At 65.1% G+C, this 17,779-nt stretch carries 11 protein-coding genes; 9 read left to right on the forward strand and 2 right to left on the reverse strand.

What is annotated here, in order from left to right:
* Window positions 1-30 precede the first annotated feature (30 nt).
* From F6S87_RS06210 to F6S87_RS06235, 6 genes are all read left to right on the forward strand, one after another.
* Entirely contained in the window at window positions 31-894 is an 864-nt protein-coding gene (locus F6S87_RS06210) for a glutamate ABC transporter substrate-binding protein (RefSeq protein ID WP_163227782.1), read from the forward strand.
* A gap of 2 nt (window positions 895-896) precedes the next feature.
* Complete coding sequence (locus F6S87_RS06215; protein WP_163227783.1) at window positions 897-1,574, forward strand: amino acid ABC transporter permease; 678 nt, start codon at window positions 897-899, stop codon at window positions 1,572-1,574.
* A gap of 9 nt (window positions 1,575-1,583) precedes the next feature.
* Entirely contained in the window at window positions 1,584-2,804 is a 1,221-nt protein-coding gene (locus tag F6S87_RS06220; protein WP_163227784.1) for an amino acid ABC transporter permease, read from the forward strand.
* Window positions 2,805-3,011: 207 nt separating this feature from the next.
* On the forward strand, window positions 3,012-4,001 hold the full coding sequence (locus F6S87_RS06225; RefSeq protein ID WP_163227785.1) for a PPK2 family polyphosphate kinase: 990 nt from the start codon (window positions 3,012-3,014) through the stop codon (window positions 3,999-4,001).
* Between the two features lie 461 nt (window positions 4,002-4,462).
* Window positions 4,463-6,724, forward strand: coding sequence for an amino acid permease (locus tag F6S87_RS06230; protein ID WP_163227786.1), 2,262 nt, complete (start codon window positions 4,463-4,465; stop codon window positions 6,722-6,724).
* A 131-nt stretch (window positions 6,725-6,855) separates the two neighbouring features.
* Complete coding sequence (locus F6S87_RS06235; RefSeq protein ID WP_163227787.1) at window positions 6,856-9,471, forward strand: DEAD/DEAH box helicase; 2,616 nt, start codon at window positions 6,856-6,858, stop codon at window positions 9,469-9,471.
* Between the two features lie 118 nt (window positions 9,472-9,589).
* Here F6S87_RS06235 and ucpA read toward each other — a convergent pair whose 3' ends face one another.
* Together ucpA and F6S87_RS06245 are read right to left on the reverse strand one after the other, a co-directional pair.
* Window positions 9,590-10,396, reverse strand: a complete 807-nt coding sequence (gene ucpA, locus F6S87_RS06240; protein ID WP_163227788.1) for an SDR family oxidoreductase UcpA — start codon at window positions 10,394-10,396, stop codon at window positions 9,590-9,592.
* A gap of 141 nt (window positions 10,397-10,537) precedes the next feature.
* On the reverse strand, window positions 10,538-11,965 hold the full coding sequence (locus tag F6S87_RS06245; RefSeq protein ID WP_163227789.1) for an APC family permease: 1,428 nt from the start codon (window positions 11,963-11,965) through the stop codon (window positions 10,538-10,540).
* A gap of 270 nt (window positions 11,966-12,235) precedes the next feature.
* Between F6S87_RS06245 and F6S87_RS06250 the strand changes: the two genes are divergently transcribed.
* The 3 genes from F6S87_RS06250 (at window position 12,236) to F6S87_RS06260 (ending at window position 17,554) form a co-directional block, all read left to right on the forward strand.
* A complete protein-coding gene (locus tag F6S87_RS06250) occupies window positions 12,236-13,678 on the forward strand; it encodes a replication-associated recombination protein A (RefSeq protein WP_163227790.1) in 1,443 nt (480 codons plus the stop codon).
* 252 nt (window positions 13,679-13,930) lie between these two features.
* Window positions 13,931-15,547: an MDR family MFS transporter gene (locus F6S87_RS06255; protein ID WP_163227791.1), complete on the forward strand. Its 1,617-nt coding sequence runs from the start codon at window positions 13,931-13,933 to the stop codon at window positions 15,545-15,547.
* Between the two features lie 297 nt (window positions 15,548-15,844).
* Window positions 15,845-17,554: an MDR family MFS transporter gene (locus F6S87_RS06260; RefSeq protein WP_231129406.1), complete on the forward strand. Its 1,710-nt coding sequence runs from the start codon at window positions 15,845-15,847 to the stop codon at window positions 17,552-17,554.
* The last annotated feature ends 225 nt before the right edge of the window (window positions 17,555-17,779 follow it).

Raw genomic sequence — 17,779 nt, forward strand, 5'->3', positions numbered from 1 at the left:
GAGAGACGTCACGAAGAGCGAAGGAACAGCATGAAACTATTTGGAGGGCCGGCGAAGCGCATCTGGCGCAAGGCCGTCGCGCTGATCTGCGCGGCCGCCTGCGTCGTGGGCGTCTCCGCCTGCGGATCGGACGACGCGTCCGACAAGATCAAGATCGGCATCAAGTTCGACCAGCCTGGCCTGGGCTTCAAGAAGTCCGGCACCTATGTCGGCTTCGACGTCGACGTCGCGAAGTACATCGCGAAGAAACTCGGCTATTCCGAGGACCAGATCGAATGGAAGGAAGCGCCGTCGAAGCAGCGCGAGGCGATGCTGCAGAACGGCGACGTCGACATGATCATCGCGACCTACTCGATCACCGATTCCCGCAAGGAGGTCGTCTCGTTCGCCGGACCGTACTTCGTAGCCGGCCAGGACCTGCTCGTGCGCGCCGACGACGATTCGATCAGCGGTCCCGAGGACCTCAATGGCAAGCGCCTGTGTTCGGCGACCGGCTCGACGTCGGCGACCGTCGTCAAGGAGAAGTTCGCCAACGAAGTCCAGCTGATGGAGCAGCCGAGCTACGCCGAATGCGCGACGGCGCTGCTGTCCGGCATCGTCGACGCCGTGACCACCGACGACATCATCCTCGCCGGCCTCGCCTCGGCGTCCGGCGGCAGGCTGCGCGTCGTCGGAGACCCGTTCACGCAGGAATACTACGGCGTAGGCGTCAAGAAGGACGACACCGAACTCGTCGCGAAGATCGACGCCGCGATCAACGAGATGATCGAGGACGGCTCCTGGGAACAGGCGATCAAGGACAACACCGCGGGCACCGACTACACGCCAAATGCGAAGTACAATCCGCCGACCGCCAACCAGGGCATCATTCCGGACGACGGGGAGGATAGCTGAGCATGGAAGGATTCATTGAGCTTTTCCAGTCCTACAACATTCCCGCCGCATTCCTCGTCAACATCGAGCTGACCGCCTGGAGCGCGCTGTTCTCCGCCATCCTCGGCGTCGTCCTCGTCATGATGAAGATCTCGCCGGTCCCGTCGCTGCGCCGCGTCTCCGGCGCATACGTCGAACTGTTCAAGAACATGCCGCTGACGATCATCATGGTCTTCATGGTGCTCGGCGTCTACGGCCAGCTGAAGCTCGGCTTCTCGAACACGTTCACGACGAACTTCTTCTGGCTCGCCGTCGTCGGCCTGTCGCTGTACACGGCCGCGTTCGTCTGCGAGTCGCTGCGAAGCGGCATCAACACGGTGCCGCTCGGCCAGGCCGAGGCCGGCCGCGCGCTGGGCCTGAGCTTCATGCAGTCGGCCACGCAGATCATCCTGCCGCAGGCCTTCCGCGGCTCGGTCGCGCCGCTGGGCAACACGCTGATCGCGCTGCTCAAGAACTCGACCGTCGCGGCGGCCGCGTCGGTGGCCACCGAAACGTCCTCGCTGATGAGCGAGATGATCGAGTACCGTCCGGACGTCATCATCCAGATCTTCCTGATCTTCGCGTTCGGCTACGTCATCATGATCATCCCGATCGGCCTGCTGACGACGTACCTGTCCAACAAGCTCGCAGTCAGGAGGTGACGAACAACCATGGCAACCAATGAAAGCAGCGTCCTGTTCGACGAACCGGGCCCGAAGGCGAAGAAGCGCATCCGCATCGCCAACTGGGTGGCCGGCATCGTCTTCGCCATCGTCGTCGTCCTGATCCTCGTGCGCCTGCACAACCCGCCGCAGGGCGAAAACCAGCTGTCCTGGGAACTCTGGAAGCCAGCCCTCGAATGGGAAGCCTGGTCGGACTTCTACCTGCCCGGCCTGTGGGCCACGATCCGCGCGGCCGTCGTCGCCGTCGTCGGCGCCGTCATCTTCGGCCTGATCTTCGGCATCGGCCGACTGCTGCCGAACCCGCTGATCAAGGGCATCTGCGCGATCGTCATCGAGTTCACGCGAGCCGTGCCGGTCCTCATCATGATGATCTTCTTCTGGCGAGGCCTGGCGTTCGCCGGCCTCCCGAGCCCGGCGTACTGGGCCGTCGTCATCTCGCTGATCCTGTACAACGGCTCCGTCGTCGCCGAGCTCATCCGCTCCGGCGTCGGCAACCTGCCGAACGGCCAGCACGAGGCCGGCCTGGCGCTCGGCCTGACGCGCACGCAGTCGCTGATGAGCATCGAGGTGCCGCAGGCGATCTTCGCCATGCTGCCGGCCGCCGTCACGCAGCTCGTCGTCGTCCTCAAGGACACGGCGCTCGGCTCGATCATCATGTACACCGACCTGCTGCAGGAAAGCCGCCGACTCGGCTCGATGTACTTCAACATCCTGCAGACGCTCGTCGTCGCCGCCGTCATCTACTTCATCCTGTGCTGGGCGCTGAGCCGCTTCGCCGAATGGCTTCCGGCCCGCATGCAGCGGCACACGCTGGCGCCGACCGAGCCGGAACCGATCGCCCCGATCGCGATCATGGATCCGTCGAACGTCAACCAGATCGCCGTCGCCCACGAGGAACGTCCGCTCGGTGGTTCGCAGCGCCTCTACCACGTGCATCACCGCGGCACGAACGCGTCGATCCACCAGTGGCGGCATACCCGCTACACGCAGGGCTTCGACGAGACGCACCCCGAAAGCCAGCAGGAATTCGAGAAGAAGCCGCTCGCCGAACAGGCCCGGCTCGTATTCTCGACCGGACCGGACAAGGGCGGCAAGGCCGCCAGGAACGCCAAGCCGGCGAAGACCGCCCGCAAGGGCCGCTGGTTCACGAAGAACGAAGGCAAGTCCGGCGGCGACAAGGACGGATCGTCCGACGGATCGTCCAGGTGAAATAGCGTCGAATCGTCCGGGTAACGGCGAATCCCGCCGGTACTCCCGAACGCGAGGGGATGTCGCGATTCCATGATCCAATCACGGAATCGCGGCATCCCCTCGCCGTATCCATGGTGACGGTCATCACGGGCATTCGCGGGTTTCCTTTCCGTCGTCAGGGAAAGACGACGGGGGAGAGGATCGCGCTTTCTACAATACGGGAGCATGGGCAACAAGGAATCGAAAAAGAAAAAAGTCAGCAAGATCGCGAAGACGATGGACAAGGTGGCGCAGCGGGCGTCGAAGGCCGACGGCAGCGAGTCGGTCGTCGCCGGCCTGTCGCAGGCGGCGAAGTCGAGCGACATGCTGAGTTCGGTCTTCTCGCTGCCGCCGGCCCAGCGCCTGCGTTTCCGGCCCGGCCAGCGGCTCGCCGACATCGACGCGGGGGAGACGCCCGGCTTCGACGGCAACAAGGCCGAATGCGAACGATTCATCGGCCTGTCCGCCACCGAGATCTCGCGCTACCAGCGCCTGATGTACGCCAACGGCCTGCACGGCTCGAAGCGGCGCGTGCTGATCATCCTGCAGGGCATGGACGCCTCCGGCAAGGGCGGCATCGTCCGCCACGTCTTCCACCAGGTCGACCCGATGGGCATCCACTACCACGGCTTCGGCGCCCCGAGCGAGGAAGACAGGCAGCACGACTACCTGTGGCGCATCAGGAAGGAGCTGCCGCCGGCCGGCTGGATCTCGATCTTCGACCGCTCGCAGTACGAGGACATCGTCATGCCGCACGTCTACGGCACGTTCCCGCCCGAGGTCTGGCAGAAGCGCTACGGCGAGATCAACGACTTCGAAAGCGAACTGGTCGCCGACGGCTGCGCCATCCTCAAGATCTACCTCGTCTCCAGCAAGGAGGCGCAGAAGCAGCACTTCCTCAAGCGACTGTACGATCCGCGTAAGTACTGGAAATTCGATCCGTCCGACCTCGACGCCCGCGACCGCTGGGACGACTACGTCGCCGCCTGGCAGGACGTGTTCGAGAAGACGAGCACGCCGGACGCGCCGTGGTACCTGATCCCGGCCGACCACCGCTGGTATTCGAGGATGGCCGTCTCCGAACTCCTCAGGACGACCATGAAGAACTTCAACATGACATGGCCACCGCTCGACGTCGACCGCGCCGAGGCGCTGGAACGCCTCGAAGCCGACTGACCGGGCCGGCTGGCCGCCTCCCGGCCGGGCCTCCGCGGTCGCGCCTGTTCGCGGTCAGCAACAGGCCAATTCGTTTTCCGTTCGCCGGCGGGCGAACGGAATGCCGTCGGGTGCTATGCTTGGACGCCAAATCCGATGGCGATAATCGGGTTTTGGTGCTCCCGTTACGCTGACGCCGAACAGAACCGGGCAATGGCGTCCGGTTTGGGCAAGCCGCGTCAGACGTAACCCTTCGTCCGAATATTTCCCCCAGAACAAATCGACCGATTTCGGCAATCGCCGCCGACTACCTTCGGAGATCAGGAAAGCCGAGAATCGTCCGGCACGGCCGGTGCGGGTAGGGACGCACGGATCGACAAGGCGGTTCTTCCGGCTGTCCCAACGCAATATCCTTGCAGTCCGCCGGGGGAGAAACACCAACGCAGCGGGAAGCGGGGATCCGACAGACAAAGCTGAAAACTATGAGTACAACAACTAAATCGGGCACCAAGGCGGTGTCGGCGTCCAAGGCCAAGGAGGCGGTGAAGGGCGCCAACTCGGGCACCGGATACATATCGACGATAGCCCTGACGATGATGACGGTCACGACGCTGGCCGGCATCGCCAACGACGTGCAGCTGAGCTTCTACGGCCTGTCGGCCGTGACCTACCTGCTCATCGGCGGCATCCTGTTCTTCATCCCGACCGGTCTGGTCGCGGCCGAGCTGGCTTCCGGATGGAGCCAGCGCGGCGGCATCTTCAGGTGGGTCGGCGAAGGCCTGGGCACGTTCCCGGCCATTTGCTGCCTGCTGATCCTGTGGTTCCAGACGTCGTTCTCGTTCGGTTCCGGCATCCCTGGCTCGTCGGCGACGATCGGCTTTTTCACCTCCGACTACAACTGGGCCGTCAACTTCGCCGAGTCCGACCACTCCTGGAAGGTCACGCTGCCGATCATGCTTGGCTGGCTCGCCTACTACTGGTTCATCTGCTGGCTGGCAACGAAGGGCGTCAAGGTCTTCTCGAACATCGCCAAGTACGGCGTCATCTTCGGCACGTTCATCCCGCTGGCCATCATGATGATTCTCGCAGTCGTCTGGCTGTGCAAGGGCAACCGTCCCGCCATCGACATGTCGTTCAGTGGATTCGTGCCGCAATGGAGTGGCATCTCGACGTTATCGCTGGCCGCCGGCGTGTTCTTCTCGTTCGCCGGCGTCGACATGAACGCCGCCCACATCAAGGACCTCAAGCACCCGAGCAAGCAGTTCCCGGTCGTCGTGTTCATTTCGATGATCCTCGCGTTCCTCATCTTCGTCATCGGCACCGTCATCATCGCCATGATCGTGCCCGAAGGCCAGATCAACCTGCTGTACACGCTGGATACCGTGTTCCGCGACCTCGGCGCGCAGATTGGCTTCCCGGACCTCTATCTCGTCATTGTCTACCTGTCGCTGGCCAACTCGTTCGCGGCCCTGATCACGAACCTCGCCGGTCCGTCGTACATGCTCGGCCAGGCCGGTCGCTCGGGCTTCCTGCCGAAGTGGCTGCAGAACAACAACAAGCACGGCATGCCGTCGCGCATGATGTACTTCCAGATGCTGTTCATGACGATCGTCGCGTTCGTCGTCTTCTTCCTGCCGAACATCGAGGGTTTCGTCGCGCTGGTCACCCAGGCGATCACGATCTTGTACATGCTGTACTACGTCTTCATGTTTGTCGCGTTCCTGCGCCTGCGCTACACGCAGCCGAACCGTCCGCGCGGATTCAAGGTCCCCGGCGGCAAGGTCGGCGCATGGATCGTGGCGTGCGTCGGCATCGCGGCGTCGGTCTTCGCGATCGTGCTGGCCATGTATCCGCCGGCACAGCTCAAGGCCGAAGTCGGTTCCGGCTTCACCTACGACGTCATCATCATTGCGATGATCGCGTTCGTCTTCCTGTGCTGCGTTCTGCTGTATCGCTTGTCCCGCAAGCGCAACTGGGTCGATCCGACCAACCAGTTCGCGCCGTTTACCTGGCAGATCGAAGGCATGAAGAAGCCGGGCAAGGCACTGTCCAACATTCCGACCGCCATCATGTCCGAAGACCAGGATCCGATGGGCATGCCGATCAAGCACACCTACACGCCCGACGAGATGATCAGCCTGCCGAGTTCGGCCACGCCGGAACAGCAGGCCGAGGCGGCGGCCGACCTGCTCAGGCAGAAGGGCATCGTCGAGCCGGACACGCCGGAGGCCGGACCGATCCTCGTCAACTCCGAAGCCAGTACCAAGGCTGTCCAGTTCGATACGCCGAACAACGGCGTTCCGGTGGACGGCGCCGATGGCACGACGAAGCTGCCGACGCCCACCGCCGAACAGGTCGGCGCGACGGCATTGCCTGACAACCCATCGGCCGCAGCCGATATCGCCCGTGCCCGCGCCAAGGCGGCCGCCGCCGAATCGCGCGACGCCTCCGCCGAAGTCAAGGCCTACAACGCCGAAGCCAAGGCCGACGACGCGCTGGCCGAAGCCGAAGGCAACGCCCGCACCGCAACGGCCACGGCCAATCTCGCCCGCGCCTCCGTCATGAAGGACATGTCCGACCTGGCCGATGGCAAGGCTCCGGCCAGCGACGGCACACCGACCATCATGTCGGACGAATCGTCCAAGACGACCACGAAGCCGGCGGTACCCAACGCTTCCGCTGTTTCCTCCGACGCCACGGCCACCGGCAAGCCGGCGGCCGACGGCACGGCAGCGAAGCAGTGAGTCAGCAACCTCCCATTGGCAGACGGCGGGGCTCCGGGCGACCGGAGCCCCGCCGTCTGTCTGTCCGGTCGTCCGGCGACCAGTCGCCGCGGCTTCTCCGTCGGGAAACGTCACCGGCTAGACTGGGACGCATGACTGAAGACACTGCGGCAACGAACGGCGAGGCGGCCGTCTCCTCCTACGGCTCGCTGGCGAAGCTGGCGCCCGACTGGAACGATCCGGACCCCCGGTACCTCGACGACGACGATATCTACGAACGATTCTTCCAATGGGTGGAGGACACGAAACACGTCGAGCCCTGGCCGCACCAGGAAGAAGCCGTCATGGACCTGCTCGAGGGCGACCACGTCATCCTCAACACGCCGACCGGCTCCGGCAAGTCGATGGTCGCCCTCGGCATGCATTACGCGGCGCTCGCGACCGGCCGCCGCTCCTACTACACGGCGCCGATCAAGGCGCTCGTCTCCGAGAAGTTCTTCGACCTCGTCGACGTGTTCGGCCGCGAGAACGTCGGCATGGTGACCGGCGACTCGTCCATCAACCCGGACGCGCCGATCATCTGCTGCACGGCCGAGATCCTCGCCAACCAGGCCCTGCGCGAGGGCGCGAAGGCCGACATCGGCTGCGTGGCGATGGACGAGTTCCACTACTACGGTGACCCGGAGCGCGGCTGGGCGTGGCAGGTGCCGCTGCTCACGCTGCCGAAGACGCAGTTCCTGCTGATGAGCGCCACGCTCGGCAACGTCGACGCGATCGCCGACAAGCTCGAGGCGATGACCGACCGGCCCGTCGACATCATCGCGAACGCACCCAGGCCGGTGCCGCTCGAATACGAATACACGCTCGAGCCGCTCGAGAAGACCGTCGAGCTCGCCGTCTCGAAGGGCCAGACGCCGATCTACGTCGTCCACTTCTCGCAGGACGCCGCGCTCGACACGGCCCAGTCGCTCGCCAACACCGGCGTCTCGACGAAGGAACAGCGCGCCGCGATCGCCGAGGCAATCAGGGGCACGAAGTTCACGACCGGCTTCGGCAAGATCCTGCAGCGGCTCTTGAAGACCGGCGTCGGCATCCACCACGCCGGCATGCTGCCGCGCTACCGCCGCCTCGTCGAGCAGCTCGCCCAGCAGGGCCTGCTGCCGGTCATCTGCGGCACCGACACGCTCGGCGTCGGCATCAACGTGCCGATCCACTCGGTCGTCCTCACGCAGCTGACGAAGTTCGACGGCACGAGGATGCGCCGGCTGCGCGCCCGCGAATTCCACCAGATCGCCGGCCGCGCCGGACGTTCCGGCTTCGACACCGAGGGCCTCGTCATCGCCGAGGCGCCCGAATACGAGATCGAGAACGCGCGCGCCGTCGCGAAGGCCGGCGACGATCCGAAGAAACTCAAGAAAATCAAGCGCAAGAAAGCGCCGGAAGGCTTCGTCAACTGGACCGAGTCGACGTTCGACAAGCTCATCGACGCGGCACCGGAAACGCTCATGCCCCACATGAAGGTCTCGCACTCGATGGTCCTCAACGAGGTGCAGCAGGGCGGCGACGCCCGTGCGAGAATCGTGAAGCTCATCGACGACTCGTCGCAGACGCCCGACCAGAAGGACCAGCTGCTCGAGCGCGCCGACGCGATCTTCGAGACGCTGTTCGACACCGGCGTCATCGAGACCGAACCGAACGGCCACGGCGGCGAGGACTATTTCCTGACCGTCGACGTGCCGGACAACATCGCGCTCGACCAGCCGCTGTCGCCGTTCCTGCTCGCCGCCCTCGAACTGCTCGACCCCGAATCGGACACCTACGCGCTCGACGTCGTCTCGATGGCCGAGGCCACGCTCGAGGACCCCAAGCAGGTCCTCAAGGCCCAGCAGCGCCAGGCACGCGACAAGGCGATGGCGACGATGAAGGAGGAGGGCCTGGACTACGACGAGCGCATGGACCGGCTGGCCGAGGTCACGTGGCCGAAGCCGCTCGCCGACATGCTCGACGCGGCGTTCGACGAATACCGGCACGACGTGCCGTGGGCGGCCGACTACGAACTGTCACCGAAGTCCGTCGTGCGCGACATGGTCGAGACGGCCTCCGACTTCAACGGCTACATCGCCCGCTACGGCATCGCCCGCTCCGAGGGCACGCTGCTGCGCTACCTGTCGGACGCATACCGGGTGCTGGCGCGCACGGTGCCGCGCGACAAGCGCGACGAGCAACTCGACGACATCGTTTCCTGGCTGCGCGTCGTCGTGCGCTCGGTCGACTCGTCGCTCGTCGACGAATGGGAGGCCGCCGGCCTCGAGTCCGATGGCGTGCCGGCCGGCGCCGTCGACGCGGCGACGGCCGCGACGCTCGCCGCGCCGGGCACGGCCGACGCCGTCGTCGAGGACCGGCGCGGCCTGATCGTGCTCATCCGCAACGCGATGTTCCGCCGCGTGCTGCTGATGGACCGCGACGACCCGGCCGCGCTCGGCGAGCTCGACCGCGAATGGGGCTACGGGCCTCACGAATGGGAAGACGCGCTCGACGACTACTACGACGACCACGAGTACGTCAACATCGACGCCGGCGCCCGCAGCGGCGAGCTGTTCATCCTCGACGACCGCCACGAGAAGGACGAGCACACCTGGAAGGTGCGTCAGGTCATCGACGACTCCGACGGCGACCACAACTGGGCGATCACCGGCATCGTCGACCTCGACGCCATCCAGGAACGCGGCGAAGTCGTCTTCCACGACTACGAGGTCGACGAGATCTAGCGGGACCGGAGCTTCGCGGCCCTCCGGCATGCCGGAAGGAACCGAAAAAACGGATGTCACGGACTCGGGCCGCCGGCCCGGGTCCGTGACATCCGGAGAATGGGGATGGGCGCGGCGCCTAGTTCGTGCCGATGCTCATCGTCTCCGGCAGCGTGCTGCCGCCGTCGATGACGATCTGCGAGCCGGTGATGTAGCTCGCCTCGTCGGAACCGAGGAACGCGAACAGCTCGCCGACCTCGTCCGGCCTGGCGAGTCGCTTCATCGGCACGCCGACGGCGATGTCGTCGATCGCCGCCTCCGGATTGTCCGGATTCGACTCGACGGCCATCTTCTCGACCATCGGCGTCCTCGCGTAGCCGAGCTGCGAGCAGTTGACGCGGATATGCCGGTCGGCGTATTCGACGGCGAGGCACTTCGTCAGGCCGACGAGCGCCGCCTTTGTCATCGCGTAGGCCGCCTCGCCGGCGTCGGCGACGATGTCGCCGGTCACCGACGACGCGATGACGATCGCGCCCCTGCCCTCGTCGAGCATGTACGGGATGACGGCCTGGCAGGTGTTCCATACGCCCTTGATGTTCACGTCGATGTGGAAGTCGCGCATCTCGTCGCTCATCTGCTCGAACGGCGCGAGCCGGCAGACGCCGGCGTTGCAGCAGGCGACGTCGAGCGAGCCGAACGTGTCATGGGCGAGCTTCGCCGCGGCGACCATCGCGTCGCGGTCGGCGACGTTGGCCGTGACGGTGACGAGCTCGGCGTCCGGATACAGTTCGCGGATATGGTCCGCCGTCGCCTCGACCGCCGGATCGAGGTCGACCATGCAGACCTTCGCGCCGTACTTCGCGTACACCTCGGCGATGCCTGCGCCGAGTCCCGCCGCGGCTCCCGTCACGAGTGCCGCCTTGCCTTCGAGTTTCCGCTGTGCCATGGTTCATGACTCCTTTGTCGTCGGGATTGTCTGTGTATCAGTGGGTTGGTTGATTGATTGAATGAATGACTGGTTGGTCGACTGGACCGATCGGCTCTGCGGCGGCATGGCCGGACGGCCGGACTGCCGCGCGAATCGTGCCTAGAATTCCTCGACACCGTCCGGCGTCTCGATGGTCACCTTGCTCTTCTTCCAGCGCACGAGGACCATCCACAGCCAGATGACGACGCCGATGCCGAGGTAGACGCCGAACGACACCCACGAGCCGACGCCCTGGCCAAGCGTGCAGAAGAACGCGATCGCGACCATGATGACCATCGCGAGGATGCGCATGACGTCGCCGCCGCGCACCTTGTTCCTGTTGTGCGCATACCAGTCGGGATGCTTGCGGTGCATGCGCACGGCCGAGATCATCGTCAGCGCGTAGGCGCAGGCGCAGCCGAACGACATGAGGTTGAAGAAGTCGTTCATGAACGTGCCGGCGTTCTGCAGCAGGATGAACACGAGGCTGACGGCGAGCAGGAAGATGTTCGGCAGGATCGGCTGCTGGTGCCTGTTGACCTTCGTGAACGCCTGCGGCAGGAAGTTCTTCGTGCCCATCGAGTACAGCATGCGCACCGTCGACATCCAGAAGCCGAGGATCGACGCCGTCATGCCGAGCAGGATCGAGACCAGGCCGTAGAGCACGGGCCAGACCCGCCAGCCGAGAATCGTCTCCATCGCCGTGATCGTCATGAAGCCGCTCGACGCGTCGCCGGCGAGCAGCTCCTGCGCCGGCGCGAGGCCGGCCACGCAGAAGAAGAAGATGGCGTAGATGGCGCCGCAGGTGATGATCGAGCCGCAGATCGCCTTCTTCGTGTTCGACGTCGGGAAATCGCCTTCCTCGACCATCTGCGGCACCGTCTCGAAGCCGAAGAACGGCGTGATCAGCAGCGCCATGCCGATGATCCAGCCGGGAATGCCGAACGTGCTGTCGAGCGACGTGTACGTGAACGACTGCACGATGTTCGAGAAGCTCCAGTGGCCGCAGGTCAGGATCAGCAGCGCCGTGATCAGCGTCGTCACGATGTTCGCGAACAGGCAGGTGGCCTGCGCCTTGACGAGGAACTGGATGTCCTGCATGCTCATGACGAAGACGGCGAGCAGGATGACGATGCCGATGACGATGATCGCCCCGAAGCTCAGGTTCAGGCCGAACAGCTTGCTGATGAACGTCGCGATGGCCATGACGACGGCCGGCGGCACGGCGATCCACGCCGCCATGATCAGCCACGAGGCGAGGAAGCCCACGTGCCTGTTGATGCCGACGGTGTTGTAGATCAGCTCGCCGCCGGCCGTGCGGAACATCGACGACAGCTCGCTGTAGACGAGCGCCGTCGGCAGGATGGCGATTGTCATCAGCATGAAGGCGAGGAAGACGCCGGAGCCGCAGTATCCGAAGAACACGGAATCCCAGTAGCTGACGTAGGTGAAGATCGAGCCGGTCGCCACCGTGTAGACGAAGACGAGCTTGAGCGAGCGTTGCAGCCCCTTGTTCGGGGCTGGCTTGTTGGTTTCGAGATCGGTCATGGAGTACCTTCCGGTGCTGTGATCGACATCGCTGTCTTCCTTGACAACGATGTTTACGGTTATCGTGGGGGAAGAGGCGTAGGGAAGGAGGGCCGCCGGCGGTCGGACGACGCCGTTGTCGTCGCCGCGGCTTATGTCCCATGATAATCGCGACATGCCGGAGGAACTGTACGACGGGGGTATCGTTTCGTCAAGAATGTTGGCAAAGATGGCCGGAACGGGAGTTGAACAGATGTTCGAATGCCGTGTTGCCGGCGCTATACTGGCCGTATGAGTCAGCAACAGGATCTGTTCGCCGCGGCGGCCGGCGACGACGATGTCGTCCGTCCGCTCGCCGTCAGGATGCGGCCGTCGACGCTCGACGACGTCGTCGGCCAGTCGAGGGCGCTGACGCCCGGCTCGCCGCTGCGGCGACTGGCGAACCCCGCGTCGACCGGCAGCCTGACGGCGCCGAGTTCCGTCATCCTGTTCGGTCCTCCCGGTGTCGGCAAGACGACGCTTGCCCACATCGTCGCCCAGCAGTCCGGCCGCGTCTTCGAGGAGCTGTCGGCCGTGACGTCCGGCGTCAAGGACGTGCGCGACGTGCTGTCCCGCGCCCGCGAGCGCCTCGTCTCCGAAGGCGTCGAGACGGTGCTGTTCATCGACGAGGTGCACCGTTTCTCGAAAAGCCAGCAGGACGCACTGCTGCCGAGCGTCGAGAACCGCGACGTCACGTTCATCGCGGCGACGACGGAAAACCCGAGCTTCTCGGTCATCAAGCCGCTGCTGAGCCGTTCCGTCGTCGTCAAGCTCGAGTCGCTGTCCGGCGACGAGCTGGAAACCGTCGTCAGGCGCGCCGTGCACAGTCCGCGCGGCCTCGGCGACAGGGTCGACGTGACCGATGCCGCCGTCGACGACATCGTGCGGCTCGCCGGCGGCGACGCCCGCAAGTCGCTGACGATCCTCGAGGCGGCGGCCGGCGCCGTCACCGGTCCGGTCACCGTCGCGTCGCTCGCCGCCGGCGAAGGCGATGGCGACGGCAAGGAGAACGGGAACGATTCGCCCGGAAACACGCCGAACCCGGTCGTCACGCCGGACGTCGTCGCCGAGGTCATGGACACGGCGACGATTCGCTACGACAAGGACGGCGACGACCACTACGACGTCGCGTCCGCCTTCATCAAGTCGATGCGGGGCTCCGACGTCGACGCGAGCCTGCATTACCTCGCCCGGATGATCAGGGCGGGGGAGGACCCGCGGTTCATCGCCAGGCGCATCATGATCGCCGCCGCCGAGGAGGTCGGCATGGCCGCCCCGCAGATCCTGCAGGTCACCGTCGCCGCGGCGCAGGCCGTCGCGATGGTCGGCATGCCGGAAGCGAGGATCATCCTGTCCGAAGCCGTCATCGCCGTCGCGACGGCGCCGAAATCGAACGCGTCGTACCTGGCGATCAACCAGGCGCTCGAGGACGTCGACAAGGGCCGCATCGGCCAGGTGCCGCTGCACCTGCGCAACGCGCCGACGGCGCTGATGAAGAGTTGGGGCAACAAGGAAGGCTACGTCTACGCCCACGACGAGCCCGGCGGCATCGCCACGCAGCAGTACATGCCCGACGAGCTGCTCGGCACCGAGTACTACCACCCGAACAACCGCGGCTATGAACGCGAGATCGGCCCCGCCGTCGACCGCATGCGCGAGATCATCCACAAGAACGATCCGTCCCGGCGGGGTTGACGGTGGGGCCGTGCGGTGGCGTCGTCGACTTGCGAAATTCATCAATGCTGGCATCCCGGGAACGACATCGCCGCCGACCGACGCCTTTAGCCCGTAAGTTGTAGGTGGAGGGAAGGATTGTCGAGGCTGCGGGGGTAGTATCCGATGTTGTTTCGATTCGACATTTTTTCGTGCGCAATCCATAAACCGTGCCTTGCCGGGGATTCCGGGGGCCGTATTCTGTTGCCTATCGTGTGAAGAACCACAGGGGAAATGAAACAAGAAGAGTTCATTCTCGACAATTCCAATCCCGAACTCGTGGCCGAATCGGCCGCCGATCTCGAGGACGGCGTCGAAAACCGTCTCGAGGAAGAGGAACAGCTCATTCAGGACGAATGGGGCGCCCCGGTCGCCGAAGCCGACGGCGACCAGACCATCCCGAAGAGACTGATCGGCTCGATCGCCGCCGTCGGCTCGCTCGCGTTCCTCGGCATCCTGACCGAGACGCTGATGACGGTCCTGTTTCCGGCGCTGATGGAGGAGTTCAACATCTCGACGTCGCTCGTCCAGTGGGTGACGACGATCTACCTGCTGTCCGTCGCCGCGACGATGCCGCTGTCCGGCTTCCTCAACCGCCGATTCACGCTCAAGTCGCTGTTCGTCGCCGCCGTCGCGCTGGCGGTCATTGGCTCGGTCATCATGATCTTCGGCTACCGGTTCTGGCTCGTCCTCGTCGCCCGCTGCCTGCAGGGCATCGGCTCCGGCATCGCGACGCCGCTGATGATGAACATCATCCTCGAGCAGTCGCCGAAGACGAAGATCGGCCGGCTCATGGGCGTCGGCGCGCTCGTCATCACCGTCGCGCCGGCCATCGGCCCGACCGTCGGCGGCGCCGTCTCTGCCGTCTGGCCGTGGAGGACCGTCTTCATGATCGTCGTTCCGATCCTCGTCCTCGTCTCGCTGCCGCTCGGCCTGCACTGCATCGAGCAGAAGCGTCCGACCGAGGCCGCGCACCTCAACGCCGTCCAGTTCGTCGCCGTCGTCGTGGCGCTCGTCGGCCTGCTGTTCGGCGTCAACGAACTCGGCGTCGCCATCTCCGACGGAGTCTCCGGCGCGCCGGCGGCCGGTTCCATTGTTGCCGCCGTCGCCTCGCTCGTCATTGGTCTGGCCTCGCTCGTCTTCTTCTGCTGGTCGGCACGCAAGTCGTTCTCGCCGCTCATCCGCCTCGGTTGGCTCCGTGACCGCGTCAACCTGCTCCACGTCGTCGCCTACGCCCTGCTGCCGCTGCTGAGCTTCGGCTTCGGCTACGTCATCACCAACCTCGCCCAGCTGTCGCTGGGCACCGACGCGCTGATCGCCGGCCTGCTGATGATGCCGGGCGCCCTCGTGGGCGCGCTGTGCGCGCCGCTCGGCGGCATGATGTACGACCGTTTCGGCGCCGTCAAGCCGATCGTGGGCTCGCTGATCGCCTGCGGCGTCGGCCTCGTGCTGCTGTTCGTGTTCTCGGCGCACCTGACGCCGTTCACGCTCGCCGCGTTCTTCTTCCTGTTCGGCGTCGGCTATGCCCTGTGCATTTCGAACATCATGACGAGCGGCATGTCCGGCATCCCCGGTCCGTTCATGCCGGACGGCAACGCCGTGTTCAACACCGTCATGCAGTTCGGCGGCGCCGCCGGCATCACGCTGTTCTCGACGATCATGGCGATCTGCCAGGCCGGCCACGGCACGATCGGCTCCGCCGCCTACGTCAGGGCGACCACCAGTGGCGGTACGTGGATCTTCCTGACGATGCTCGTCGTCTTCGCTGTCGCGTTCGCCTGCCTGCTGACCGCCTTCCGCCTGCGCAGGGCCCGGCTCGCGAAGGCCGGGACGGACAAGTCGGCCCGGTAAATACATGGTACCTTGAGGAGGAATGCTCCCTTCGCGGGGACCTTTCCTCCCCATGCGCCACGCCGGCGAAACGGCCAGATCTGGCCTCGGGCGGAGGAATCGTGCCGATGGGGATTCCAGCCGTGCGCCTACACTGCGAATCAGTGACGAAATAATCGAAGACGGATCCAAGACCTACGGACGAAAACGAGATTTTCGTTGGCGTAGGCTTTATTTTTGCCGTTTTTCTGTCGATGCTTTCGTCAAGTGGCCCCGCGATTTTCGGGGAATCTCAAGACATAGGGAGTGCCACGCTGCATGAGTGAAGAACGGACTGTGGACATCGAAACCGAAGGAAACGACGGCGAACCGACGAGGGTCGAGGAGGCCTTCGTCAACGGCGACGACCGACAGATGGTCATCGAACCGGCTATGGAAGCCGGCGGCGTCGCCCATGTCGTCATCGAGGAACCGCTGGACGACGGTTCCGACGCCATCCCGATCGCCGTCGTGCCCGGCACGAAGGAAGCCGACGCGCAGTCGACGGCCCTCGACCGCGACGAGGACGAGAAGATCCCCGGCAAGCTCATCGGTTCCATCTTTGGCTGCGGCCTGCTCGCGTTCATCGGCGTCCTCACCGAAACCTGCATGAACGTGCTGTTCCCGGCGCTGATGGAGGAATTCAACCTGACGACCAGCACCGTGCAGTGGGTGACGACGATCTACCTGCTGACCGTCTCGTCGATCATGCCGCTGTCGAGCTACCTCAAGCGCCGCTTCACGCTGAAGTCGCTGTTCGTCACGGCGATCACCTGCGCCTGCGTCGGCGCCGTCATCATGATCTTCCAGCACGCGTTCTGGATCCTGCTGATCGCCCGCGTCATCCAGGGCGTGGCGACCGGCATCGCCGTCCCGCTGATGATCAACGTCATCCTCGAGCAGTCGCCGCGCTCGAAGGTCGGCCGCCTGATGGGCGTCGGCGCCCTCGTCATCGGCGTCGCCCCGGCCCTCGGTCCGACCGTCGGCGGCCTGGTGACGATGGTGCTGCCGTGGCGCTGGATCTTCGTGTTCGTGCTGCCGTTCCTGCTGCTCGTCTCGCTGCCGCTCGGCGCCTGCTGCATCCAGCAGAAGAAGCCGACCGAGGCCGCCGAGCTCAACGTCGTCCAGTTCGTCTCGATCGTCATCGCTCTCGTCGGACTCGTGCTCGGCGTCACCGAAGTCGGCGAGGCCATCGGCGACGCCGTCGCCGGCGCCGTGTCCGCGGGCACCGTCGTCGTCGGCGTCGTCGCCCTCGTCGTCGGCATCGCGTCGCTCGTGTTCTTCTGCTGGAGCACGCGGCGCTCGTTCTCGCCGCTCATCCGCCTCGGCTGGATGCGCGACCCGGTCGCGACGATGCAGGTGCTGTCCTACTTCATGCTCGCCACGCTGATTATCGGCTTCGGCTACCTGATCCCGAACCTCGCGCAACTCTCGCTCGGCGCGCCGACGTTCACCGCCGGCCTGCTCATCATGCCGGGCGCCCTCGCCGCCGCCGTCTGCGCGCCGATTGGCGGCACGCTGTTCGACCGCCTCGGCCCGGTCAGGCCGATCCTGACCGGCATCGTGCTGTGCATCGTCGGCATCGCGTCGCTGCTGTGCTTCTCGCAGCACCTCAACTCCACGCTGCTTGCCTGCCTGTACATCTTCTTCGGCGTCGGCTTCGCGCTGTCCGCGTCGAACATCATGACGAACGGCATCAACGGCATCGCCGGACCGTTCGTGCCGGACGGCAACGCCGTGTTCAACACGTTCAACCAGTTCGGCGGCGCCGCCGGCACCGCGATCTTCACGACGATCATGGCCGTCTGCCAGGCCGGCCACGGCACGCTCGGCGACGCCAGCTACCGGCAGGCGTCGACGAACGGCGGCACCGCCATCCTCGTCGTCATGCTGGTCATCGCGCTGCTCGCGTTCGCGATGATGATCGTCGTGTTCCGCACCCAGAAGAAGCGCGGCATCAATCTCAACCGTTCCGTCTCGAACGAGTAGGCCCGTTCCGGACGGATGGTTCCGTTCCGGACGGACAGCGCCGCCGACGGCGACACTCTTGGCCCCCGACCTGTTGTCGGGAGCTATTTTGTACGCTGCATCGTGGTTTGATTCGTAGCCCCTCAGTCAGAAGTTCCTTCTGTTCGTATGCCTGAGCCGGAGTGAAGGATGACCGGTACGCCGGCCGTATATTTCTCACGAAAACGGTACAGACAGTCCTGCAGT

It is taken from the genome of Bifidobacterium choloepi (assembly GCF_010667615.1).
Lineage (GTDB): Bacteria > Actinomycetota > Actinomycetes > Actinomycetales > Bifidobacteriaceae > Bifidobacterium > Bifidobacterium choloepi.